Genomic DNA, 24527 nt, shown 5'->3' on the forward strand with positions numbered 1-24527 from the left:
TCGGCCGACTCGGCGGCCTGCTGCCGTTTGCTGCGCAGCCCCAAGCTGCGTTCGCCCCGCAAGGCGTGTTCGGCGACATCCTGAAGTCGGTCGCACCGACTGTCGGCACCGTCGCCGGACAACTCGGCGGCCTGCTGCCGTTCTCGGTGCAGCCGCAGGCAGCGTTCGCGCCGCAAGGCGTGGGTGGCGCCATCGTCGGCACCGCTGCGCCGATGATCGGCGAGCTGCTTGGTCGACTCGGCGGCCTGCTGCCGTTTGCTGCGCAGCCCCAAGCTGCGTTCGCACCGCAAGGCGTGTTCGGCGACATCCTGAAATCGGTCGGGCCGACCGTCGGCACCGTCGCCGGACAACTCGGCGGCCTGCTGCCGTTCTCGGCCCAGCCGCAGGCAGCGTTCGCGCCGCAGGGTGTGGGCGGCGCCATCGTCGGCACCGCGGCGCCGATGATCGGCGAGTTGCTCGGCCAACTTGGCAGCCTGCTGCCGTTTGCCGCTCAACCGCAGGCTGCGTTCGCCCCGCAGGGCGTGTTCGGCGACATCCTGAAGTCGGTCGCACCGACTGTCGGCACCGTCGCAGGACAGCTCGGCGGCCTGCTGCCGTTCTCGGTGCAGCCCCAAGCTGCGTTCGCCCCGCAAGGCGTGTTCGGCGACATCCTGAAGTCGGTCGCACCGACTGTCGGCACCGTTGCCGGACAGCTCGGCGGCTTTCTGCCGTTCTCCGTCATGCCTGTCCAGCCGGCATTCCACTGACCGCTGCAACTGAAGCCCTGCGCCACCGTGCATGACCGCGCGGTGGCGTACCCGACGGACGCCCGTCGCGCAACGATCCGATCGCGTCGGCATGCGCGCCCGTTAATTTCGACCGATTAAGCCCGCGACGCGTCGCGATTGCCGCGCCGCGAAGGAGATTGCGATGGACAAGGACAAGAAGCCCGCCGCCGCGAAGGCGGCAGCCATGCCGACGGACAGCGCGGCTGCCGCATCGGACGTCACGCCGCCCGATTCGGCCGACGAAGCGGTCCACGTGACGAGCGGCAAGCGCCAGTATCTGATCGCGCCTCGCCGCGGCGTGCTCGCACGTCAGGCGGCCGTGACGCCGATGTCGGCTCACGACCTCGACAATGCGGTCGGCCGGCTCCCCGGCGTCGAGGTCGTGCGCGTGATCAACAGCCACAAGAACGCGCAGATGATGTCGGCAAGGCCGGACGAAGCGACCGACACGTATGTCGTCAAGATGGATCCCGCGAATGCGCAAGTGCTGCAGGCGACGGCGCCACCGGGAATGATCGTCGAGGAGGATCATCCGCTCGGCTATGGGAAAAAGCCGCAACAGGAGTCCGGCGCCGAGCTTCGTCCGCAGGCGGCCATCGCGTCGGTGATCTTGCGCCCGGTGACGATCCGCGTGCTGGGAGCGAACGACCAGCCCGAGCCCGGCGTTCCGGTGACGCTCGCGGGCGACGGCTTCCCGGTGAGCGGCACCACCGACGCGCGAGGCGAAACGACGCTGGCCGTCGCGCAGATGGCGCCCGGTCCGCTCCAGTCGCTGGCGGTGCGACCGCCCCACACGTACTGGAATGTCTATTTACCGGCGCCGCTGCTGTCGAGCGATCAGGCGAACGTGGTGCGGCTCACGCCGTTGTCACAGCCGAACCCGAACGTGCCGCCGCGTGCGCCGCTCGGGTGGGGGCAGCGCCTGATGGGCCTCGACGAGCTTCCCGCCACGGCGACGGGGCGCGGCGTTCGCGTCGCGATCGTGGATTCGGGGGCGGACGCGTCGCATCCGCTGTTGAACCATATCCTGCGCGGTGCCGACCTGACCAACGACCAGAACCCGGATACCTGGAAGGACGACGTGATCGGCCACGGATCGCATTGCGCGGGCGTGATCGCCGCGCGCATCAGTCCGCAGGCCGCTGACGCGCAGATGGCGATGCGCGGTTTCGTGCCCGACGCAGAGATCCATGTGCTGAAGATCTTTCCCGGCGGCCAGTTCAGTACGCTGATCCAGGCGCTCGACTATTGCATCGACCACGACATCGACGTCGTGAACCTGAGCCTTGGCGCACCGCAGGCGTCGCTCGCCGTCGAGCAGAAGCTGATGGAGGCCGTGCAATCCGGCGTCGCATGCATCGTCGCGGCCGGCAATTCGGGCGGCCCGGTCCAGTACCCGGCCTCGTCGCCCTATGTGCTCGCGGTGTCGGCGCTGGGGCTGCAGCGCGAACTGCCCGGCAACACGTGGGAGCAAACGCAGATCGTCGCGCAGGCCGCGACGCCCGACGGCCTCTTCGCGCCGACGTTCTCGTGCCACGGTCCGCAAATCGGCGTGTGCGGGCCGGGCGTCGGCGTCGTGTCGACCGTGCCCGGGTCGGCGTTCAATGCCGAATCCGGCACGTCGATGGCGGCGCCGCACATCACGGGGCTCGCGGCGCTGCTGTTGAGCGATCCGCAGATCGCCAGCCATCTCGGGCCGCGCCGGCCGGAGCGCGTCGCCGCGCTGTTTCAGCTGATCCGGATGATCTGCACGCCGATCGTGCAGTACGACGCAGCGAATCGCTTCGGCGCCGGCCTGCCGCGCATCCAGAACCTTCGCCAGCTGTTGCAGCAGGCGGCCCGCTGACCGCGCGCGAACCGCGCCGGCCGATCGCCGGACGCCGGCCGATTCCGTCGGCCGGCGCACGTCGCCACACACAAGGAGAAATTCGACATGTCGACCCTGTTGCGCATCACCCGGGCGGCCTGCGCCGCCAGCCTGATTCTGACCTGCGCCGGCGCACACGCGCAGGACTGGACGCTGTCGCTGTCCTGGAAGCTCGGCTCGTGCGTCGGCCGCGACGGCGCGCAGACATGCACGTCCGGCCAGCCGCCGTCCGCGCGCCAGGCCGCCGACGGCACACCGATCCGGATCACGGCGATCGGCCTGTATACGCCTCGGCGCGATTGCGACACGGCGGCGGTTCCGGCCGACACGCTGCCCGACGACGCCGCGCCGTATATCGCGCCCGCGAGCGCCGATGCATTCCAGCAGCACTGGAACCGCTACGGGAGCTGCACGGGCTACGCGCCCGCCGGCTACGCCGCCGAGCTTGCCGCGATGGCGCGTGCGGTCGGCCTCACGAATCTCGGCCGCTACCTGAACGAGCACGACAACAAGGTGGTGCGGCTCGACGAGCTGAAGAACGCGCAACTGCACGATTTCTTCCTCGGCGCGGACAAGGCGGTCCAGTTCCTGTGCACGCCCGACGGACGGCTCGCGGAAGTGCGCTACCAGCTGCGCGACTGGTCCGACGTATTCGTGTATCGCGACAAGGGCGGCATGCTGGTCCTGGCGCCGGGCGGCAACTGCGGCGACGAAGTGCGGCTGTAGCGCGCATTGGCCGCCGACCTCGTGGAGAACCGTCATGCGCACGCATCGTTCATGGTCCCGGACAACGGCGGACGCACCGCCCGAAGCGGACGGTACGAACACGGCCGCATCGAGGCGCGATCTGATCGGGCAGTTGCAAATCGAATGCAATGCAATGGCGCGCTACGCATTGCAGCACGGAATCGCGGTGGCGCCCGATCTGATCGCGCAGTTGTCGATGCTGATGGTCGCGGCGTCGCGCGCCGCGGCTGAATCCGCGGCGGACGATGCGTCGTCCGTGCACGGCGCATCGTATGCGCTTGCCGCGATTCATCGTCGGCTCGCGGTCGCGATCGCGCCCGCGACGCCGCAGGCGGTCACGCTGCTCGACGGCGAACTGCGCGTCCGCTCGCGCTTCGCGTGGCTCGGCCCGGTACCGCTGATCCGCGCGCTGACGCTCTCCGCGGCGACATTTCTGGTCGCGGTGATTGCGACGTCGCTGTCGCCGGAAGTGTCGGTCGCGAACATCGATCAGGGGTTTCTCGATTCGCACGGCACCCGGCTGCTGTGGAATGCGCTGTTCCTGATGTTCTGCGCCGGGCTCGGCGCGTCATTCGCAACGCTGTTCCAGGCTCATCGCTATGTCGCGAATTCGACATACGACCCGAAGTACGACGCGTCGTACGGCGCGCGGCTGATTCTCGGCGTGATCGCCGGCCTGATTCTCGTCGAGCTGCTGCCGCCGCACCTGTACGACGGCGCAAGCACGCGCAGCTTCGGCAAGCCGGCGCTTGCGATGCTCGGCGGTTTCTCGGCGACCGCCGTGCATCGGCTGCTGCACCGGCTCGTCGAAACGCTCGAGACGCTCGTGCGGGGCGACACCGCGGCCGCCGCGCAAGCGACCTTCGAAGCGCATCGCGCCCATGCGGCGACCGAGCGCGTGCAATGGCAAAGCGAACTCGCGGCGGATCTGCTGCGGCTTCAGCAATCGCTCGAAACGGGGATGCCGGCCGATGCGGTCAAGCAGCGGCTCGCCGAATTCACACGCGCGATGCTGTCGGCAGACGCGCCGCGCACGGGCCGTCAGGACGGCGCAAACGCAATCGGGGAATGACCATGCTCTTTCTTTACAACTGGCCGTCGTGGCTGATGGGGCTCTTCATCGTGACCGCGACCGTCGCGGCCGCACTGGCCGGCTACGCGCTGTTCCGCCGCATCGCGCCGGTCGACCTGCATCCCGAGCAGCGAGCGATGGCGATCACGATGGTGTCGGTCATCACGACGATCAACTCGTTGCTCGTCGCGTTTTCGGCGATCAGCGTGTGGGACGCGTACAACAGCGCGGAGCGCACCGTCGACGCGGAAGCGACCGCGGCCGGCGAGCTGTCGCGCGATCTCGCCGCGTTCGGCGATCCGGTCGCCGACGCCGCCTCGGGTGCGCTGCGCGCCTATCTCGACGGGGTCGTCCGCTACGAGTGGCCGACGATGCAGCAGCACGCGAGCGCGGATGCGCAGGCGGCGGCCCGCTTCGATCGCCTGTTCGACATGGCCAACCGGATCGAGCCGCGCAGCGAGCGGCAGCGCGTGCTGCTCGGCGAGGTGCTCGCACGCGTCAACGAGATGGCAAAGCATCGCGAACAGCGCCTGCTGACGCTCGACGTCGCGATGCCGGCCACGCTGTGGGGCGTGGTGCTGCTCGCGAGTGTCGTGTCGTTTCTGCTCCTCTACATCCTTCCGGGCACGCGCTTCAACATCGCGCTCGTCTCGAGCTGGGCGCTCACGCTCGGACTCGCGTTCTTCTTCGTGCTTGCCGTCGACCGTCCGTTCGCAGGCGAAGTCAGCGTCAAGCCGGAGCCGCTGCGCGCGATCGTCGCCGCGATCGACGCGCAAGCGCAGCGAACCGGGCCGGCCGCGCATCGCAACGTTCCGCCTTCGCCGCGCAGCCCGACGCGTTCGCAGGTGGACGACGCTGCCGCGTTGACTGCTTCGACCGTTTCCTCACCGCCGAGCGCGTCCGGCGCGGCCTCGCTCGACCATGCCTCGCAAGGAGAACGCGATGACACCCGATGAATTCCAGTCCGCCGCAGCCGTATCCGCCGTACTCGCGCAACGCTGGTATCCGGCACTTGCCGCCGCGATGGCCGAATTCGGCATCTCGACCCCCGGGCGTATCGCGGCCTTCGTCGCGCAGACCGGCCACGAGACGCTCGGCTTCACGCTCACGCGCGAGCTGTGGGGGCCGACAACTGCACAGCGCGCCTATGAGCCGCCGTCGCGCAAGGCCGCCGAACTCGGCAACGTCCAGGCGGGCGATGGCAGGCGCTTCCTCGGACGCGGGCTCATCCAGATCACTGGGCGCGCGAATTACCGCGAATGCGGCAACGCACTCGGTGCCGATCTCGAGCGCCAGCCCGAACTCCTCGAACGGGAGCCGCTGGCCGCGCGCTCGGCAGCCTGGTGGTGGGAACGGCACGGCTGCAACCTGATCGCCGACTCGGGCGATTTCGTGTCGCTGACGAGGCGCATCAACGGCGGTGTCAATGGCCTCGAAGACCGAATGCACCGATGGGCGATCGCGAAAAAAGCGATGTGCCTGTGAGCGTGCGGCAGGGAGCAAAGACTGACCAACCAACGGAGGGATGCATCATGAACACGTGAACCTGAGTGGAACACCCATACATCTTTCATACTCCATTTGCCCCGTGGCGGCACGACCTGTTCTCCGGAAGCATGGCGTCGCGTTGTCGATATTCGCTGCCTGAAATGCCCGATCTGCCTCCACGTGGCCGACAGTCAATTAGGATGACACATCATGACATTCACACCACAAACGCGGAAACATCTTGGCCATGACGATCAGGCAAAAGATTGGCTTGACGAAACGATCGGTAACGTCGTGATCGACCGTCCGGCGAGCAATCCGTCTTATACGAAGACGGACGGGGACAACAGCGGCTCGCTGAAGCACTACATTCCGTACAACTGGATCATGAAGAACATTGCGGACAACCATGTCATCGGCCAAACGAGAAGGAGAGTGGTCGCCAATGTGTCTGGCCTGTTGCTTCGAATAGGGCGGCAGGCACTCCACGTGCCGATCAACCCGGCCGATTTCGATACATCGATTCGCGACAGCGTCTATGCGATCTGCGATTGGGAGGAAAACCTGTTCAGGTCGGCATCGTCCGGCGACGGACGGGGGACCAGGATTGACGTCCCTAACGATCGTGGCGTGCTTGCGAGGGTCGAAAATGCGCGAGCCAAACTGGGCGACCTGGCGAACGAGCCGCTTCAATGAAACGAGGTTGCCGGCGCAATCACCGTAATACTGGTTCGCCGGCAACAGCAGGAACGCTCATGCGCGAGCCTGTCGGTTGTCCAATGTGCGGAGGTCGGCGAGCCCCGGGAGCATTCGTGCGACGCGTCCGCAGCGAGGTCAGATTTGCCCGAGGCCGTCCGAATCGACGATGTGAATCTGCTTGCCTTGCGCCGCGACGAGCCCCTTGTGCTGGAACTTCGACAGCATGCGGCTGACCGTTTCGAGCTTCATCCCGAGATATTCTCCGATCTCGTCGCGCGTCATCCGCAGCACGAATTCCGCGGCCGAGTAGCCGCGTGCCTTGAAGCGCGTGGAAAGGTTCAGCAGGAATGCGGCCACGCGCTGCTCGGCGGTCATCGTGCCGAGCAGCAGCATCAGTGCGGATTCGCGGACGATTTCGCCGCTCATCATCTGGTACACGTGATGTTGCATCGACCGTACTTCGCGACACATCTGCTCGAGCTGGCCGAACGGAATGATGCAGACCGTGCTGTCCTCGAGCGCGATCGCGTCGCCGTTGTGGTGCCCGGTGTGCACGCCGTCGAGCCCGAGCGATTCGCCGACGATCTGGAAGCCGGTGATCTGCTCGTCGCCGTCGCGATGCATCATGGTGGTCTTGAACGAACCGGTTCTTACCGCATAGATGCTGTTGAACGCGTCGCCCGCGCGAAACAGCGTTTCGCCGCGCCTGACGTGACGCGTCGTGCAGATCATTGCGTCGAGACGGGCGAAATCGTCAGGCGAAAGATCGGGCGGCATGCAGACGGTACGCAACGAGCACGACGAACAGCGGGACGTGGCGCGCTTCGGCTGGTCCGCCGGCTCGACCGGACGCAGCGGGATGAACGGGCGTAACGGACGTAACGGCATGGTCGTCGAGATATCGGCATTGCTCTCCATGATCGGCTCCAATTCGTGGGGCTGCGGCGAATTGCCGTCGGGCAGGATCGCGCTGGCTCTATTGCTGGCGGCCTTGGTGTCTGCCGCCTTCCTGAAGGGAGAACCCACCGGACTGGTCAGGAGACCGATGTGCCGGTCTCGACGGTATGCTGCCTTTGCGCCGGGAGGCACGCGTGCTTGTTGTTCTTGATGGGAAGTATGGATGCCGCGCAGCACCAAAGAAATCAGCCGGCATTGAAGTTGAGGTAGGTGACGCGGAAGGGCTGTAGGACGTTTCCTACAGCGGCGCGGTGGTAAAGCCGTTGACCTGGCTCAATGCCTGCGGCGATGCCGGGCGCCATCTTGGATAACGCCGATACCGTCAGAGGAATCTCGTGCCGTGACGGAGCGTGTTCGTCACGGATATCGCATGGCAGCAGACAGGCGGTGCCCGGTCGGCGTTCGCCGATCGGGACCGACGCGTCCGGGGCTGCCCCCATGCATATTTGACCGGTGTCAACGGGATGGCGTTTGTCGGGATCAGACTGGTTTGGCAAGGCGATCGAAACCGGCAGGCAGCAGGGAGGCGTCATGTATGCAAGGATCTTTGCGGCACTCGACGGCAGCCGCGGTGCGCGGCTCGCGCTCGACGAGGCGATTTTGCTCGCCCGTGATTCGGGTGGCCTGGTCGTCGCCGTGTGCGTGGTATCGGATGCGCCCAGGCTGACGGATGCCGACAGCGGCTATATCGAGCAGCGCGACCCGGCCGGGCTGGATGCCGACCGGGCCGCGATCGCGGTCGCGGACGCCGAGGCCGCGTTCCGGCTCTCCGGCGTACGCGGCACGGCGCAAACGATCGACGCGTGCGGCGAGAACATATCGTCCGTGCTGGCGCGAGCCGCTGCCGAATGCGATGCAGACCTGATCGTGATAGGCACGCATGGGCGGCGCGGCATGCGCCGCCTCGTTCTCGGCAGCGTCGCCGAGTCACTGGTGCGCACCGCGGACCGGCCGGTGCTGGTCGTGCGGGACGGGCCGGGCGCATGCGAGGCCATGTTGTGACAAGAAAGGGGTACAGCCACGAGCAGCGGTCCCGCATGCGCAGGATGCGAAGCGTTCCGGTTGCCGCGGCTTTCGTGGAATCTGGTGTCGTGATGGTGTGGCACACCGATCCGTATCGACGGACACATTCAGGTGTCTCACGCGTGCCGCCCGCTGCGGCAAGCCCGCCGTTGATTGATCCTCGTCAAGCTGCCGGCGTCGCCATGCGCGATGCTGGATGCGGTGCGGCACGGATCCGATTGCAAGACTCGCGATCGACACGGGCCGACGGGAGACCGCGATGAAGTCCGATGCAGCACTCAAGCAGGATGTCGAGCAGGCGCTTTTCTGGAATCCGGCGATCGACGCGCGTCGGATCGACGTCGACGTCCGCGACCGGATCGTCACATTGCGCGGCACGGTCGACAGCTGGGCCCAGAAACTCGAGGCGCAGAAAACGGCGCTGCATGTCGCGGACGCGCGCGCGCTGGTGCTCGAACTGAACGTTGCGCCGCCGGAGAACGCCTGCGCCGATCAGGAGCTGGCGATCGCGATCACGTTCGCGCTCGGCTGGCAGGACGCGTTGCGCGATCACAAGATTCGCGTCGAGGTCGATCACGGCTGCGTGACGCTCGATGGCGAAGTGGATCACGCGTTCCAGAGCCGTGCGGCGGAAGCGATGGTGAGCCGGATGATCGGCGTCGTCGGCGTGGCGAACCGCATCCAGGTGCGTGCCGACCATACGGTGCCGGACGTCGGCGCGCGGATCGCCGAAGCGCTTGCGCGACGCGCACAGCGCGAATCCGCGGGGATTTCGATCGACGCGGCCGACGGCATCGTCACATTGACGGGCACGGTCGCGTCGCTGGCGGAAAGGCGTGCCGCGTGCGGCGCGGCAGGGTCGGTCAGGGGTGTTCGCGAAGTCGTCGACCGGCTCACCGTTGCCTGACCGGCTTGCTTGTACTGCCCACTACAGGGAGAAACAGCGATGAACCGTTCAAATTCCGGCCCCGGTCGAAACCACCTGCGCCGCGACCAGCGCATGCAGCCGCATACGAAGGACAGTTATCGCGATCCGAAGCGGCCGAAGGGCGACAGGATCTGCGAAGGCTGCGGCGCCGTCTGCGACGAGGGCCGCTGGACCTGGTACGCGACCCCGCTCGACCGGCGGCAGCTCGAATGCCCGGCCTGCAAGCGCATGCGGGAAAACGCACCGGCGGGCGAACTGGTGCTGCATGGCGATTACCTGCGCGCGCACCGGTCGGCGATCCTCGAACTGCTCGAGCATCAGGCCGATCTGGAGACGAGCGAACATGCGCTCGAACGCATCATGGAAATCGAGAAATCCCGCGATACGCTCGTCATCCGGACGACGGGCGTGCATATGGTGCGGCGCCTGGGCGAAGCATTGCTGCATGCGCATCACGGCAATCTCGCGCTCAACTATCGCGACAGCGAGGACATGCTGCGCGCGCAATGGACACGTGACGATGCGTGACCGGGCCTGCGCCCGTCGTGCAGGCCAGACGCCATGAAGAAAACATTCGACTACTCCGCGCTGCTGATCCCGATCGCCTTCGGCGTACTGATTGCGGTTCAATTGCTGATGCGTCAGCCGGCGACGACGTCGATTTCGTACAGCGACTTTCACCGCCTGGTCGACGCGCGGCTCGTCGACGATCTGGAGATCGGTCAGTCGTCGATCTCGGGCGCACTGCACATGCCCGAAGCCGTCCCGATGCTGCCGGCTTCCGACGCGATTGCCGTGAAAAAGGCCGGACCGCCGTGGCGCTTCACGACGAGCCGGGTAGCCGACGACCGCCTGGTCGCCACGCTGACGGCCGCCGGCATCCGCTATCGCGGGATGCCGGATTCGAGCTGGGTCGAGACGCTTGCAACGTGGGCGTTGCCGGTGATCGCCTTCGTGCTGGTGTGGAACGTCATGATGCGAAGGCCGGGCGGGATAAGGGACCTGAGCGGCATGGGAAAAAGCCAGGCCCGCGTCTATGTGCAGCAGGAAACCGGCATCACGTTCAGCGACATTGCGGGCATCGACGAGGCGAAGGCCGAGTTGCAGCAGATCGTCGCGTTCCTGCGCGAGCCCGAACGCTACCAGCGGCTCGGCGGCAAGATTCCGAAGGGCGTGCTGATCGTCGGCGCGCCCGGCACCGGCAAGACGCTGCTCGCGCGCGCGGTCGCCGGTGAGGCGGCCGTGCCGTTCTTCTCGATCAGCGGCTCGGCATTCGTCGAGATGTTCGTCGGCGTCGGCGCGGCGCGCGTGCGCGATCTGTTCCAACAGGCGCAGCAAAAGGCGCCATGCATCGTGTTCATCGACGAACTCGATGCGCTCGGCAAGGCGCGCGGCGTCGGCTTGATGTCCGGCAACGACGAGCGCGAGCAGACGCTGAACCAGTTGCTCGTCGAAATGGACGGCTTTCAGGCGAATTCCGGCGTGATCATCATGGCGGCGACCAACCGGCCGGAGATCCTGGATCCCGCGCTGCTGCGCCCCGGACGTTTCGACCGGCACATCGCGATCGACCGGCCGGACCTGAACGGGCGCAAGCAGATTCTGGCCGTGCACACGAAGCGCGTGACGCTTGCCCCCGAAGTCGATCTGGCCGAGCTGGCATCGCGCACGCCGGGATTTGTCGGTGCCGATCTAGCGAACGTGGTCAACGAGGCCGCGCTGCATGCGGCCGAACTCGGCAAACCCGCGATCGGGATGGCCGACTTCGACGAGGCGATCGATCGCGCGATGACGGGCATGGAGCGCAAGAGCCGCGTGATGAACGAGCAGGAGAAGCGGACCATCGCGTACCACGAATCGGGCCACGCCCTCGTCGCGCAAAGCCGCGCGCACTGCGATCCGGTGAAGAAGGTGTCGATCATCCCGCGCGGCATCGCGGCACTCGGCTATACGCAGCAGGTGCCGACCGAGGATCGCTACGTGCTGCGCAGAAGCGAATTGCTCGACCGGCTCGACGTATTGCTCGGCGGGCGGGTGGCCGAGGAAATCGCGTTCGGCGATGTGTCGACCGGCGCGCAGAACGATCTCGAACGGGCGACCGCGCTCGCCCGGCATATGGTCATGCAGTACGGGATGAGCGACAAGATCGGCCTGTCGACGTTCGACGACGCAGCATCGCAGGGCCGGATGCCCGGCGCATGGACGCCGGGCGACGGCCGTTGCAGCGAACACACGGCGCAACTGATCGACGAAGAGGTGCGCGCGCTGCTCGAGGGCTCGCATGAGCGGGTCGCGGCAACGCTCGGTGAGCACCGCGAGGCGCTCGAACGGATTGCCCGGTGCTTGCTGCTGCACGAGTCGATCGATCACGACATGCTGGTGGCGCTCATTGCGGGGCCGGACGATGCCGACGAGCCGGGCCGGCCCGCGGAAGCAGAATCGGCGACGACAACGGGCGCTTCCGTCTGAACGGTTGCCCGCTTCGTGCCGAACTGCCGAACGCTTCCGGCCGGCAATCGTGTCGTTCAGCAGTTGCTACAGACGGCGCCGTCGCGCTGTTGCGCCGCGTCATCGGTGACGACCGACGCGAGCTTCGGATCGGGCCGGAACACCGTGATCCCCTTGAGCCGCTCGCGCCACGCCAGAAAGAACAGTTCGTCGACCTGGGAAAGCGAACACTGGCCACGCATCGTCACGGTCTTCGAGATGCCGGCATCGACGCAGGGCTGCAGCGCGGCGAGCATCGCGACATGATCGGCCGGCGCGATATCCGCCGCGGTGACGAAATAGTCAGGCAGCCGGGCATTGTCGCCATGCAGTTCGCGAAACAGCCGGTGAGCGTGATTCTCGACACGAAACGGACGGACGCGTCCGTCTGCGGTGCGCACCATGCGACGCTGAATCCAGCCCGTGGCCGGTTCGATCCCGTTCGAACAGTTGTCGCAAAACGCGAGACTCACGCTGCCGGCCGGCGCGAACGACAGCAGATGGCTGTTGCGCAGCCCGTGCCGTGCGATCGCGTGATGCACCTTCAGCGGCAGGAGCATGCGGTTCGCGGGGCCGGCCAGATAGGCGGCCGGATCGTAGGCCGGAAACGCGCCGCGCTCCGCGGCAAGCGCGGCCGATGCGGCAAACGCATGCTCGCGCATCGTCAGCACGATGCCGCGCGCAAACGCGCGCGCTTCGGCGCTGTCATAGCGCAGCCGCAGCATCGTCAGCGCATCGCCAAGCCCCGTTACGCCGACACCGATGCGCCGCGTCCGGCATGCCTCGCGCTCGTGTGCGGCTAGCGGCCAAGCGGTCAGGTCGAGCACATTGTCGAGCATGCGTACCTGGATACGCACCGCGTCGGCGAGCGTCGCGAAGTCGAAGCGCGGCTTGCCGTCTACACCGAACGGGTGGTGAACGAAGCGCGACAGGTCGATCGGCCCGAGCACACAGCTGCCATAGGACGGCAGCGGCTGCTCGCCGCACGGGTTGGTTGCGTCGATCCGCTCGTGTTCGCGCAGCGGGTTCGCATCGCGGATCGTATCGAGGAACAGCAGCCCGGGCTCGGCGCTGTCGCGCGCGGCGTTGACGATCTCATGCCACAGCGTACGGGCCGGAACCGTCGCGTAAAGGTGACGCCCGTCCGGCTGCCGGGACGGTGTGTCGGACGCGCAATAGCGCGGCGCATGATGGACGAGCGCCCACGGCCGGTCGTACGCGACCGCCTCCATGAACGCGTCCGTGATGCCGACCGACAGATTGAACGTCGGCCAGCGCGATCGTCCGCGCTTGGCCGTGACGAACGCGACCAGGTCCGGGTGATCGCATCGCAGCACACCCATTTGTGCGCCCCGGCGCGGGCCGGTGAACGGCAGCGCACGGCACATCGCATCGAAGCGGTCGATCGCCGCGCATGCGCCTTGTTCGGATGAGAGACGTCGTTGGTACGCGTCCGCGGGAGGCACCGGCGAGAAGTCGTAGCCGATCCCGCCCCCCATCAGCAGCGTGTGCCGTGCGTCGTCGAGCGCGCGCGCGAGCGCTGTGTCGACGGCCTGCACGGGCAGATCGGCCGGAACCTCGAGTGGATGAACGAAGCAGTTGACCATCGTTCCGCCCGTCTGCGCGCCTGCATTCGCGAGGATGCGGCCGGCGCCGATCGCCCCGCGCATCAAATTCAGAAAGAACGCGCGCTCGGCCTGCATGCGCATGTCCGCCGGCTCGGCGAGCGACAGCGCATGGGCGACGCGCCGGAATACGGCCGCGTGCGACGTTTCGCCGGGCTGCGCATAGCGTTCGGCGAACACGGTGGTGCAAAGCGACTGCTCGTCCATGGCGAGGCTCCGCGACGGCGAATGATTCACTGTAAGGGCCTGCCGGCACGCGTCGTTGATCGAGCGCAATCCGGCGCCTTTGCGGCATTGCTTGACCGCCGTCAACGCCGCACCCGCGGTGGAACGTAAGGTGGCGCAAGGGCCGGCAGGCGTCGGTTGCCGGCAATCGTCACGCCGGTGCCGGTCGCGCAAGCCGGCGGATCGAGCCCTTTATCGACTACGCCCCATGACCGATATCGTTACCGTCACATTGAACCCTGCCGTCGATGTCGCGACGTCGGTCGAGCACATCGTCGATACGCACAAGCTGCGCTGCGCGCGGCCGAGGCGCGACCCGGGCGGTGGCGGGATCAACGTCGCACGAACCATTCACCGGCTCGGCGGCGACTGCGTCGCGCTGTACCTGGCAGGCGGGCCGACCGGTGACGTATTGACGCTGCTGCTCGAAGCCGAACGTCTGCCGATCGTGCGATTCCGGATCGCCGGCGAGACACGCGAAAACTTTTGCGTGACCGAGACCGCGACAGGACGCGAATACCGTTTCCTGACGCCGGGACCGTCGATCACGGAAGCCGAGTGGCGGGACTGCGCGGCCCGCATCGAGGCCATGCAACCCGCGCCGCGCTATCTCGTGTTGAGCGGCAGCTTGCCGCCCGGCGCGCCGGACGACCTGTATGCAAGGCTCGCGCGGACGGCGAAAGCAAACGGCAGCCGGGTGGTCGTCGATGCGGCGGGCCCGGCGCTGCGAGCAGCGCTCGAGGCCGGCATCCATCTCGTGAAGCCCAGTCTCGGTGAACTGAGCGCGCTGGCCGGCGAACCGCTCGACGAAGCGTCGGCATGCCGGAAAGCGAGCGAACTCGTGGCGCAAGGGCAAGCCGAAATCGTCGCGTTGACGCTCGGTGCTCGCGGAGCATGGGTTGTCACGCGCGATCGAACCCTGCGCCTGCATGGCAGGCCGGCAACGGTATGCAGCACGGTAGGGGCCGGTGACAGTTTCGTCGGCGGCATGGTGTGGGCGTTGGCGCGCGGCGTGCCTTTCGACGATGCGTGCCGCTATGCGCTGGCGGCATCGGCTGCTTCGGTCGAGCATCCCGGCACGGCACTTTGCACGCGCGACGATGTCGAGCGGATTCATGCCGAACTGGTTGCCGAAACAATCTGACGCGGATGCCGCCGGACACGTGCGCGATGTCGTCGCCGTGCGAACGGTTGTTGACCTGGCTCAGCGAGCGCGCGGCGCGATCGGGAAGAATAGGGCAGCGATTCCCCGAGGTGCGCCATGGTCTTACGCTTGATCGTCTGTCTGTTCGTTCTGTCGTGCGTGCTGCCGGCTGCGTCGGCCGACGCCGTCGTGCCGGCGCCGCAACGCGTGCTGATTCTCGTCTATCACCGGTTTGCAGCGGAGCGCCTGGATTCGATGACGGTACGTACCGAGACATTCCGCAACCAGTTGCATGCGATCGAGGCAAGCGGCTATCGCATCGTGCCGCTCGCCGACGTGGTGCGCTGGCATGGCGGCCAGACGGATGCGGTGCCGGCGCGGGCGGTCGCGATCACCGTCGACGACGGTCACCGTTCCGTCTACGAGATACTGCGCCCGTTGCTGGCGCGGCACCCGGTACCGGTCACGCTGTTCATCTATCCGTCGGCAATCTCGAACGCCAGCTACGCGATGACGTGGGAACAGCTGCGCGCGCTTGGCGGATCCGGCGGAGTCGACATCGAGTCCCATACGTACTGGCATCCGAATTTTCACACCGAGCGCGCCCGGCGCACCGCGGAGGACTACCGGCGCTTCGTGTCCGTCCAGTTGAGCCGCTCCCGCGAACGGCTCGAGTCCGAAACCGGCAAGCCGATCCGGTTGCTGGCCTGGCCATTCGGCGTCCACGATGAAGAAACCGACCAACAGGCCGTTCGCGAAGGTTATGTCGCCGCCTTCACGCTCGATGCGCGTCCCGTTCGGCTCACGGACCCGGCAATGGCACTGCCGCGCTATCTGATGACGGATACATGCGACGCACGATGCATGAACGGATTGCTGCAAACCGCCGGAGGAAGCCATGATTGACCGCCTGATCGCCTGCCTCCTGCTGTCGCTCGCCGGTTTCGCCGCGCAGGCGGCACCGGTGACGATCACGGTCGTCGATGCCACGAACGGGCGCCCGCTGGCCGGTGCGATCGGCTACGCGTCCGGCGTGAGCCGAACCGCGGATGGCGACGGAGCGTTTTCACTGGAGGTCGACACGACCGGTACACGCTTGAGCGTGCGTGCGCCGGGCTACGCACGAACCGAAGTCGAACTGACGGCGGCCGGGATCACGCATACGATTCGCATGACACCCGTGCGTCCGAAAGCGGTCTACCTGTCCGCCTACGGTATCGCGGACCGTACGTTGCGCGACGCGGCGCTCGCGCTGCAGGGCCGCACGGCCGTCAACGCGTTCGTGATCGACGTGAAGGGCGATCGCGGAATGACCCCTTATCGCAGCGCGGCACGCGAAGCGATCGGCGCGGCAAGCGATCCGGCACCGCGCGTCCCCGACCTGGCGGGTCTGATCCGCACGTTTCATGCGCGCGGGTTGTACTTGATCGCTCGCATCGTCGTGTTCAAGGACGATCCGCTCGCGGCCGCCCGCCCGGACTGGGCGGTGCGCGATACGACCGGCGGGATCTGGCGCGATCGCGAGCATTTGCGATGGATCGATCCGACCGTGCAGGCGGCATGGGCACACAACTTCGACGTCGCGGAAGAGGCGGCGAAGCTGGGTTTCGACGAGATCCAGTTCGACTACCTGCGTTTTCCCGATGCGAACGACCTGCGCTTCAGCGAGCCCAATACGGAAGCGAACCGCGTGGCCGCGATCACGGGATTCCTGGCGGGGGCGCGCGAGCGGCTGCGGCCGTACAACGTTTATGTGTCGGCCGACATCTTCGGCTACGTGTGCTGGAACGAGGACGACACGCACATCGGGCAACGGCTCGGCGCATTGGGCGGGGTGGTCGACTACATTTCGCCGATGCTGTACCCGTCGGGCTTTACGTGGGGCTTGCCCGGCTGCCGCAAACCTACCGATCATCCGGGCGAGATCGTCGAACGTTCGCTCACCGAAGCGATGCACCGCACGGGGCTCGCCGGCGTGCGCTTTCGGCCCTGGCTGCAGGCGTTTCGCGACTACGCGTTCGACCACCGGGAATTCGATGCGGATGAGATTCGCGCGCAGGTCGACGCCGCCGATACGGCCGGCACGGACGGATGGATGCTGTGGAATCCGCGCAATCGTTACGATCCCGCTGCGCTGCCGCGCTGACCGGCGCGCTGCTGCTCGCGCTGGCACCCGTGTGCGCGCGGGCGGAAGCAGGCCCAGCCGCGGCGCTACCGCCGGCCGCCGCGATCGACGCAGCCATTGCCGCCGAGATCGCCGATCGCCATCTTGCCGGCGCGGTCGTCGTGACGGGCGATGCGGATGGCGTGCGCGTCAGCGTGGCCCGCGGCCTGCGCGTAGCGGGCACGGCCGCCGAGGCGATGACGGCCGATACCATTTTCGATCTCGCGTCGCTGACGAAACCCGTGGCGACGGCCGTCGCCGTCATGCAGCTCGCGGAGCGCGGGCAGCTCGATCTCGACACGCCGGCCGCACACTACTGGCCCGCGTTCGCCGCGCGCGGCAAGGCGGACATCACGGTTCGACAGTTGCTCGCGCATATGTCCGGGCTGCCGCCCGGCGTGTCGTCGTCTCGCGCGCTGCGCAGCCGCGCGGCGGTGCTGGCCGACATCGTTGCGATGGCGCCCGATGCGCGGCCCGGCACGCGCGTACGGTACAGCGACGTCAACTACGTGGCGCTCGGCGAGATCGTCGAGCGCGTGTCGCGACGGCCGCTCGGCGCGTGGTGCGCGATGCACATATTCGCGCCGCTCGGCATGGCGAGCACGGCGTTTCGGCCGCCCGCGTCGTTGCTGGCGCACGTCGCGCCCACGGTCGTCCGGGATGGCCGCCTGCTCAGGGGCCGGGTGCACGACCCGATCGCCGCCGCGATGGGCGGCGTGGCGGGCAACGCGGGCCTGTTCGCGAGCGCGGACGATCTCGCGCGCTTCGCACGCATGCTGCTGAACGGCGGAACACTCGGCTCGGCACGCGTGCTGAGCCGCGCCAGCATCACGACGCTCGAGACGCCGGCCACGCTCGATGCCGACGGCGCCCCGCGCACGACCGGCTGGGCGGTCGCGGCGCCGCTCGTCGCGAACCGCTACCGGCTGCCCGCGGTCGGCGCGCTGCAGCATCTCGGCTACACGGGCACCGCCCTCTGGATCGATCCGGTGACACGCCGCTTCGCGGTCGTGCTGACGAGCCGGCTGTATCCCGATGAAACCGGCACCGCCGCACCGTTGCGCGAGCAGGTGCTCGGCATCGTATCGAGCGGGGCGGGGCCTTTGACGTTGCCGCAGATCGCCACGCGCGCATCCGCGATGGCCGCGGCCGTCGCCCGTAGCGGCCGGCTGCCGGCATCGCACGGACCGGTGCTGGCCGGCATCGACGTGCTTGCGGCGAACGGGTTCGCGGCCGTGGCCGGCAAGCGCATTGCGCTGATCACGAATCGCAGCGGCTTCGACCGGTTCGGCACGCGCACCGCCGACCTGCTCGCGCACGCGCCGGGCGCACGGCTCGTTGCGCTGTTCGCGCCCGAGCACGGGCTCGGCACCGACATCGACGAAACGTTCGGCGACACGATCGATGCCGCGACCGGCGTGACGGTTCACAGCCTCTACGGCAACCACCGCCGGATCGCCCCCGAGTTGCTCGCCGACGCCGATGTGCTGGTGATCGACCTGCAGGATGCCGGCGTACGCTTCTTCACTTACCTGGCCACGCTTGGTTATGCGCTCGAGGCGGCGGCTGCCGCGCATCGTCCGGTGCTCGTGCTGGACCGTCCGAATCCGCTGGGCGCGGATGTCGTCGGCGGCCCGGTGGCGGACCCGGGGCCGCGCACGTTCACCGGTTATTACCCGCTGCCGCTTCAGCACGGGATGACGATCGGCGAACTCGCGCGCCTGTTCAATGACCGCCTGCGAATCGGCGCCGCGCTTACCGTGGTGCCGATGGCGCACTACGCGCGCGCGATGCGCTTCGACGCCACCGGGCTGGGCTGGGTGCCGCCGTCGCCGAACCTGCGCGATGCCGGCGCGCTGTCGCTGTATCCCGAGACGGGGCTCGTCGAAGGTGCGGCGCTCAGTGTCGGGCGCGGCACCGCGACGCCGTTCGGCGTGGTCGGTGCGCCGTGGATCGACGGCCGTGCGCTCGCCGACGATCTTCGCGCGATGCGGCTCGGCGCGACCTTCGCGCCGGTTCGCTTCGTGCCGGCGGAAGGGCCCTATCGCGGCGTGCCGTGCGAGGGGGTGCGCATTGCGCGACTGCCCGGCGCGGCAAAACCCGGCGAAATCGGGCTTGCGCTCGCGCTCGTTTTGCACCGTCGGTATCCCGAACTGTTCCGGATCGACGCGATTCGCGCGTCGGTCGGTTCGAGCGAGGTAGCCGACATGCTCGAAGCGGGGCGGCCGCTCGACGACATCAAACGGGTCGTCGACACGCAGGCGGCGGCGTTCGCGCAAGCGCGCGCGGCGTTTCTGCTGTACTGAATCCGCCGTGCCGGCGCGGCGCGCGGCCGCGCCGTTTGATACGCGTCGACGTAGGCTGAACGGGGTATGCTCTCGCATTCGGCAAGTGCATTCAGCCGAGTGTCCGGATCGCGTGCGGTCGGCAATCCGAGGCGCTGCGCCAGGATCCGTCGCATGCTGCCCGCTTTCGTAAGACAACATCTCGATTCGTACAACAAATTTTATCGGCGATGACATGCGGAACGGCTCGCCGGAAGGGCCGCACGATCAACATGAGTAGGTTCCTGCGAAGGTGCTTGGGTGCATCCGGATCACAGTCGATCGATTGCTGACATGCATCAAGCGCGATTGGCCGACAAGCGCGAACATGGAGCGTTGCGCGTGTCGGTCAAGATCGACATCGTTTCACACTGACCTGCGTCAATTCTTGCCGGCGGTCCTGCGCCTACCGTTGTTTTACCGGATGCGAAAAGGAACCAACGATCCTGAAGACGCACGGTGAACCGAAGAAGGGCGTCGAGCGTGATTTCGCGTGGGATCCATCGATCGATGCAGTCCGATATCGCCGGGCGCTGATCCGCCGCGCGGCGGAACAGGCGGGACACGTCGGCATCACCGTTCAGGATGGCTGCGTGACGTCGACCGCGGGCGTGGCTTCGCTGCGCGAACGGCGGCTTGCGATCGATGCCGGCTGGTCGGCGCCAGGCATGCACGAAGTTGTCGGTCAGCTGTCTGTCACCTGATCGGTTCGGAGCAGGATAGACGTTGATCGACGGTCAAGGATGTCCGAACCGCGGTGACGATTTGCGTCGCCGGGGACAACCAGGAGATGACATGAACGCTGCGATGCTCTGCACTCGCGATGTCTCCACGTGTTTCGCAACGATCACGGTCGTCGAGGCAGCCGAACGGATGCGCGATGCGCACGCTGGCGATCTGGTCGTGGTGCGTGAACGGGAAGGGCACCTTCTGCCGGTCGGCATGGTGACCGACCGCGACATCGTGCTCGCAGTCGTGAGCCCGGGCGCGGAGGCGGGCGCGCTGTTCGTCGGCGACATCATGTCGGAACCCGTCGCGATCGCAAACGGCGACGAAGATGTCTGGCTGCTCGCAAAGCGCATGCGGCAGCATGGCATACGGCGGCTTCCGGTCGTCGGCGACGACGGCCAACTGGTCGGCATCGTCACGCTCGACGATCTGTTGCGTGCCGCCGCGGCGTTGCTCGACGAGTTGCGTCTCGTCGCGGCACGTCAGCCGTATTTCGAGGAGAAGCAGCGTGGGTAGCGCGCCCCGGCGCGCTCTCCGCTTTCCGATGCCGCGCCGCTGGCTTGCCGGCATCGGTCTTTGCGTACTGCTATCGAGTGCCGCTACGTGGATCGGCGCGATTTACGACCACCCGATCAGCGCGGCAATCGTCGACGGAATGAATACGGCGGAATGCGCGGCCGTGGGACAGCTGCGGGCAGGATCATTGCTGACTTCTCCGATACCCGAGCACGACGTATGCATGCCGCTTTTCGTTTATCGCGCGTCGTATGCGGACGCAGCGAGCAACGTGGTGTCGTATCGCGCATGGATACTGGAGCAGCGCGTCGCCGAATTCTGGCGACTGATCGGATATGTGTTGCTGCTATCTGCATCAATCTCGGCCATCGTCGCGGTCTCGACGCTGATCGTCCGTCGGCTGAAATGAGGAAATCTCGGACGTTCACGTTCTGACGGCCGCTCGGCGGCGGTCGCCCGTCACCGCGCGATAGGCGGATGGAGCCGCGCGCTCACGGCTACCAGCAACACGAGCGCACCGGCGAGCACGAACGGCCGGGATTTCCATCGCTTCGCGGATCGACCTCGGTCAAGAGAGACTCAGCGTACGTGCCGCCGGACCCCCTTGATCTCGCGCAATTCTTGCACCGGACGGCGATCTATGCTGAATTGTGCAGGCATGGCCGCTCGCAATGGGGCGGCGTGCCGACATCCCGCGCGGGGGCGGCTGAACGAAGGCTGCACGATCGCGCACGGGCGACATGAAAGGATGCATGATGGCCAGATCCTTGCCCGACACGGGCGGTGATGACGTGCTGCTCGCGGATTTGTACGAACTGACGATGATGCAGGCCGGCTTCGATGCGGGAATGAACGAAGTGGCCAGCTTCGAATTTTTCGTGCGCGCGCTGCCACGGTCGCGCGGTTTCCTGATGGTGGCGGGGCTGGAACCCGTGCTCGACTATCTGGAGGGGGTGCGCTTCGGCACGCCTGGCATCGAGCGGCTGGCCGCAACCGGGCGCTTCCGCGCGAATTTCCTTGCATCGCTCGCCGACTTTCGCTTCACCGGCACGGTCGATGCGATGCCGGAAGGCACGGTGTTCTTCGCCGACGAACCGATCCTGCGCATCACGGCGCCGTTTCGCGAGGCGCAGTTCGTCGAAAGCCGCGTAATGAACCTGCTCCACTACGCGACGCTGGTCGCCAGCAAGGCTGCGCGCGCCACACTCGTCGCGCATGGCAGATTGCTCGTCGACTTCGGCCTGCGGCGCGCGCATGGCGCGGAAGCGGCCATGCTGTCCGCGCGATCCAGCTATCTGGCGGGATTCTCCGGGACGGCGACGCTACTTGCCGGCTTGCGCTACGGTATTCCCACTTACGGCACGATGGCGCATTCGTTCGTCCAGGCGCATGACGACGAATCGCTGGCATTCGAGCACTTTGCGAGATCCCAGCCGGATAACGCGTTGCTGCTGATCGACACGTACGATACCGCGCACGCGGCGCACAAGGTGGTCGAACTTGCGCGCCGGCTGGCGCCCGAGCGCCTGCGCATCAAGGGCGTGCGGATCGACAGCGGCGACCTGGCTGCCCATGCGCGCAGCGTTCGGACGATTCTCGACCAGGGCGGGCTGACCGACGCGATCATCTTCGCGAGTGGCGATCTCGACGAGTACCGGCTGCAGGATCTCGTTCACCAGCATGCACCGATCGACGGCTTCGGGATTGGCACGCGGATGAGCACGTCGGCGGATGCACCGTATCTCGACTGCGCATACAAGCTCGTCGAGTATGCGGGCGCGCCGCGCTGCAAGCACGCCGAAGGCAAGGCGTCCCGGCCCGGCCGCAAGCAGGTGTTCCGGCGGTACGGCCCGGATGCCCGGATTGCCGGCGACTGCCTCGGTCTCGATGGCGAGCGCATCGAAGGGGCACCGCTGCTGGCGCCGGTCATGATGGGCGGAGCGCGGTGTGCGGCGGTCGCGCTCGACGCGAGCCGTATGCATGCGCTGCGTGAGCTGTCGACGTTGCCGGAGCCGTTGCGCGCACTGGAGCCTGTCATGACGCTGCAGCCGTCGATTTCCCCGGCGCTGGCGGCCCTCGTCGCGCGGCTGGGCACGGCGCCGGACGGGCACGCCGGGCAGCAAGCCGCATGAACGACGCCCACGCCCCGATCCATCGCTCAATTGCGCTGAAGGAAGAGGGGGCCGCCGCGATGGATGCGCGAAATGGCCTCGGCGAAAAGTGGCGCGCTGTCGAGTATCGCGAGTTGCCGAAGGCGCGGCAGGAGGCGAGGGCGAACAGACTGAACGGGCTATGTGCCATGGTGCAAGCTCGTCGATTCGTGCGGCCATCCGGCGTCATGTCCGATGACCCGCTTTGACGTATTCAACGGCGACGCGGACGGCATCTGCGCGCTTCAGCAGCTTCGCCTCGCGACACCGGACGAGTCGGTGCTCGTGACGGGCCCGAAGCGCGACATCGCATTGCTTGCGCGCGTGCCGGCCATGCGAGGCGATGCGGTCACCGTTCTCGACGTGTCGCTCGACGTGAACCGCGAGGCGCTCGACATGCTGCTCTCGCGCGGCGTCGAGGTCGATTATTTCGATCACCACCTGCCCGGCGACGTGCCGGAGCATCCACTCCTTCGCGCGCATATCGATACCGCGCCGGACCTCTGCACGAGCGTGATCGTCGACCGATACCTGGCGGGCCGGCAACGCCTCTGGGCGGTGGTCGGGGCATACGGCGACAACCTCGTCCACGTCGCCGGCCGGCTCGCCGCCGATTGCGGCCTCACGGACGCCGATGCGAACCGGTTGCAGGCGCTCGGCGAAGCCGTCAACTACAACGGCTACGGTGATTCTCCCGACGACCTGTTCATGGCACCGCTCGCCGTCTACCTGACCCTTCGGCCGTATGCGAACCCGCTCGATTTCGCGATGTCGCCGCTGGCGCGCCGGCTCGACGCCAATCGGCAGCGCGATATCGTGCGTGCGGAACGGCAGCGCGCCGCCATCGTGCTGCCGGGGGCCGACGTCTATATCCTTCCCGATGCCCGTTGGGCGCGCCGGGTGCGCGGCGTCTTCGCCAACCGCCTCGCACGCAGCGCGCCGATGCGAGCCCACGCGGTGCTGACGTGTGCATCGGGCGGCGGGTATACCGTCAGCGTTCGTGCGCCGATCGCCGCGCCGTGCGGCGCCGACCGCCTCTGCCGCGCATTTCCGGACGGCGGCGGACGGGAAGGGGCCGCCGGCATCAACCGGCTCGCGCCCGATCGGCTCGACGCGTTCGTCGATGCGCTCGCGAAGGCGTATTCCGGTGGGTGAGGTGACGGGGGGCCTCGAACCACCGATGATCGCTGCCGTCGATCTGGATCAGTTCGCCCGGACACGCCCGGCGCGCTCGCGGCTGGTAGACCTTGGGTGGTCGTTTCCGGCGCGGAATCCAAAGCCCAGCGTCTGTCATCAGCTTCCTGACCGTCTCCTTGGCCAGCCGAATGTCGTGGCATTTCCTGAGCTTCTCGCAGGCCAGCGTCGGTCCGAAATCGGCGTAGCGATCACGGATGATCGTCAGCGCTCGCCGAGCCACTTCCTCGTCCAATCGCCGGTTCCCCGAACGACCACGCTTGCGCGACGTTAGTCCAGCCGCGCCAGATTCCCGGTACCGAATCACCAGCCGTTCGATCTGCCGGACCGTTAGGCCCAGTCGTTCGGCCGCGCGGCCAGGCCTCAGGCCCAAATCCACTACAGCCTGGATTACCTTCAGACGATCGAGTTCTCGCATGTT

At 67.2% G+C, this 24527-nt stretch carries 22 protein-coding genes and 1 pseudogene; 20 read left to right on the forward strand and 3 right to left on the reverse strand.

Going from position 1 to position 24527, the window contains the following annotated elements:
• The 7 genes from OEJ37_RS34245 to OEJ37_RS34275 form a co-directional block, all read left to right on the forward strand.
• The coding region (locus OEJ37_RS34245; RefSeq protein WP_263349417.1) for a hypothetical protein at positions 1-746 on the forward strand (746 nt) is incomplete at its 5' end.
• A 163-nt stretch (positions 747-909) separates the two neighbouring features.
• The gene (locus OEJ37_RS34250) at positions 910-2613 is read left to right on the forward strand and encodes a S8 family serine peptidase (protein WP_175918015.1); all 1704 of its coding nucleotides are present in this window, start codon (positions 910-912) and stop codon (positions 2611-2613) included.
• Positions 2614-2700: 87 nt separating this feature from the next.
• Positions 2701-3360, forward strand: a complete 660-nt coding sequence (locus OEJ37_RS34255; protein WP_174420646.1) for a hypothetical protein — start codon at positions 2701-2703, stop codon at positions 3358-3360.
• A 154-nt stretch (positions 3361-3514) separates the two neighbouring features.
• Positions 3515-4453: a hypothetical protein gene (locus OEJ37_RS34260; protein ID WP_243566518.1), complete on the forward strand. Its 939-nt coding sequence runs from the start codon at positions 3515-3517 to the stop codon at positions 4451-4453.
• Positions 4450-5409, forward strand: a complete 960-nt coding sequence (locus OEJ37_RS34265) for a DUF4239 domain-containing protein (RefSeq protein WP_263349420.1) — start codon at positions 4450-4452, stop codon at positions 5407-5409. Before OEJ37_RS34260 ends, OEJ37_RS34265 begins: the two co-directional genes overlap by 4 nt.
• On the forward strand, positions 5396-5938 hold the full coding sequence (locus tag OEJ37_RS34270; protein ID WP_105392973.1) for a glycoside hydrolase family 19 protein: 543 nt from the start codon (positions 5396-5398) through the stop codon (positions 5936-5938). Before OEJ37_RS34265 ends, OEJ37_RS34270 begins: the two co-directional genes overlap by 14 nt.
• 213 nt (positions 5939-6151) lie before the next feature.
• The gene (locus OEJ37_RS34275; protein ID WP_175946260.1) at positions 6152-6637 is read left to right on the forward strand and encodes a hypothetical protein; all 486 of its coding nucleotides are present in this window, start codon (positions 6152-6154) and stop codon (positions 6635-6637) included.
• 138 nt (positions 6638-6775) lie between these two features.
• On the opposite strand, the gene fnr is transcribed toward OEJ37_RS34275, so the two are convergent.
• Positions 6776-7558, reverse strand: coding sequence for a fumarate/nitrate reduction transcriptional regulator Fnr (fnr, locus tag OEJ37_RS34280; protein ID WP_174420649.1), 783 nt, complete (start codon positions 7556-7558; stop codon positions 6776-6778).
• A gap of 570 nt (positions 7559-8128) precedes the next feature.
• Between fnr and OEJ37_RS34285 the strand changes: the two genes are divergently transcribed.
• From OEJ37_RS34285 to ftsH, 4 genes are all read left to right on the forward strand, one after another.
• Positions 8129-8599, forward strand: a complete 471-nt coding sequence (locus OEJ37_RS34285) for a universal stress protein (RefSeq protein WP_174420667.1) — start codon at positions 8129-8131, stop codon at positions 8597-8599.
• 280 nt (positions 8600-8879) lie between these two features.
• Positions 8880-9527: a BON domain-containing protein gene (locus tag OEJ37_RS34290; RefSeq protein WP_174420650.1), complete on the forward strand. Its 648-nt coding sequence runs from the start codon at positions 8880-8882 to the stop codon at positions 9525-9527.
• 39 nt (positions 9528-9566) lie between these two features.
• On the forward strand, positions 9567-10076 hold the full coding sequence (locus tag OEJ37_RS34295) for a BCAM0308 family protein (protein ID WP_175946254.1): 510 nt from the start codon (positions 9567-9569) through the stop codon (positions 10074-10076).
• A gap of 33 nt (positions 10077-10109) precedes the next feature.
• On the forward strand, positions 10110-12017 hold the full coding sequence (gene ftsH, locus OEJ37_RS34300) for an ATP-dependent zinc metalloprotease FtsH (protein ID WP_263349435.1): 1908 nt from the start codon (positions 10110-10112) through the stop codon (positions 12015-12017).
• A gap of 56 nt (positions 12018-12073) precedes the next feature.
• Here the strand turns inward: ftsH and OEJ37_RS34305 are convergent, their stop codons facing one another.
• Complete coding sequence (locus OEJ37_RS34305) at positions 12074-13867, reverse strand: adenosylcobalamin-dependent ribonucleoside-diphosphate reductase (RefSeq protein ID WP_263349438.1); 1794 nt, start codon at positions 13865-13867, stop codon at positions 12074-12076.
• A 226-nt stretch (positions 13868-14093) separates the two neighbouring features.
• On the opposite strand from OEJ37_RS34305, the gene OEJ37_RS34310 reads away from it, so the two are divergent.
• The 9 genes from OEJ37_RS34310 (at position 14094) to OEJ37_RS34350 (ending at position 24067) form a co-directional block, all read left to right on the forward strand.
• The gene (locus OEJ37_RS34310) at positions 14094-15029 is read left to right on the forward strand and encodes a 1-phosphofructokinase family hexose kinase (RefSeq protein ID WP_263349450.1); all 936 of its coding nucleotides are present in this window, start codon (positions 14094-14096) and stop codon (positions 15027-15029) included.
• A 117-nt stretch (positions 15030-15146) separates the two neighbouring features.
• Positions 15147-15935, forward strand: a complete 789-nt coding sequence (locus OEJ37_RS34315; protein ID WP_175918010.1) for a polysaccharide deacetylase family protein — start codon at positions 15147-15149, stop codon at positions 15933-15935.
• A complete protein-coding gene (locus OEJ37_RS34320) occupies positions 15928-17175 on the forward strand; it encodes a putative glycoside hydrolase (protein WP_263349440.1) in 1248 nt (415 codons plus the stop codon). The genes OEJ37_RS34315 and OEJ37_RS34320 overlap by 8 nt, the downstream gene beginning before the upstream one ends.
• Positions 17121-19499, forward strand: coding sequence for an exo-beta-N-acetylmuramidase NamZ domain-containing protein (locus OEJ37_RS34325; RefSeq protein ID WP_263349442.1), 2379 nt, complete (start codon positions 17121-17123; stop codon positions 19497-19499). Before OEJ37_RS34320 ends, OEJ37_RS34325 begins: the two co-directional genes overlap by 55 nt.
• A gap of 813 nt (positions 19500-20312) precedes the next feature.
• Positions 20313-20762 carry a CBS domain-containing protein gene (locus tag OEJ37_RS34330; RefSeq protein ID WP_263349451.1) on the forward strand — a complete coding sequence of 150 codons (450 nt, stop codon included), beginning with the start codon at positions 20313-20315 and terminating at the stop codon, positions 20760-20762.
• Positions 20755-21171, forward strand: a complete 417-nt coding sequence (locus OEJ37_RS34335) for a hypothetical protein (protein ID WP_263349444.1) — start codon at positions 20755-20757, stop codon at positions 21169-21171. Before OEJ37_RS34330 ends, OEJ37_RS34335 begins: the two co-directional genes overlap by 8 nt.
• A gap of 343 nt (positions 21172-21514) precedes the next feature.
• Positions 21515-22894, forward strand: a complete 1380-nt coding sequence (locus tag OEJ37_RS34340) for a nicotinate phosphoribosyltransferase (protein WP_263349446.1) — start codon at positions 21515-21517, stop codon at positions 22892-22894.
• A complete protein-coding gene (locus OEJ37_RS34345) occupies positions 22891-23121 on the forward strand; it encodes a hypothetical protein (RefSeq protein WP_263349448.1) in 231 nt (76 codons plus the stop codon). Before OEJ37_RS34340 ends, OEJ37_RS34345 begins: the two co-directional genes overlap by 4 nt.
• Positions 23108-24067 (forward strand): acetyltransferase, encoded by a 960-nt coding sequence (locus tag OEJ37_RS34350; protein WP_263349452.1) that lies wholly within the window; start codon positions 23108-23110, stop codon positions 24065-24067. Before OEJ37_RS34345 ends, OEJ37_RS34350 begins: the two co-directional genes overlap by 14 nt.
• Positions 24068-24080: 13 nt before the next feature.
• Here the strand turns inward: OEJ37_RS34350 and OEJ37_RS34355 are convergent.
• Positions 24081-24524, reverse strand: a pseudogene (locus OEJ37_RS34355) (helix-turn-helix domain-containing protein); the annotation flags it as partial.
• Between the last annotated feature and the right edge of the window lie 3 nt (positions 24525-24527).

The sequence above is a fragment of the Burkholderia sp. BKH01 genome (assembly GCF_025685725.1).
In the GTDB taxonomy this organism is placed as follows: Bacteria; Pseudomonadota; Gammaproteobacteria; order Burkholderiales; family Burkholderiaceae; genus Burkholderia; species Burkholderia pyrrocinia_C.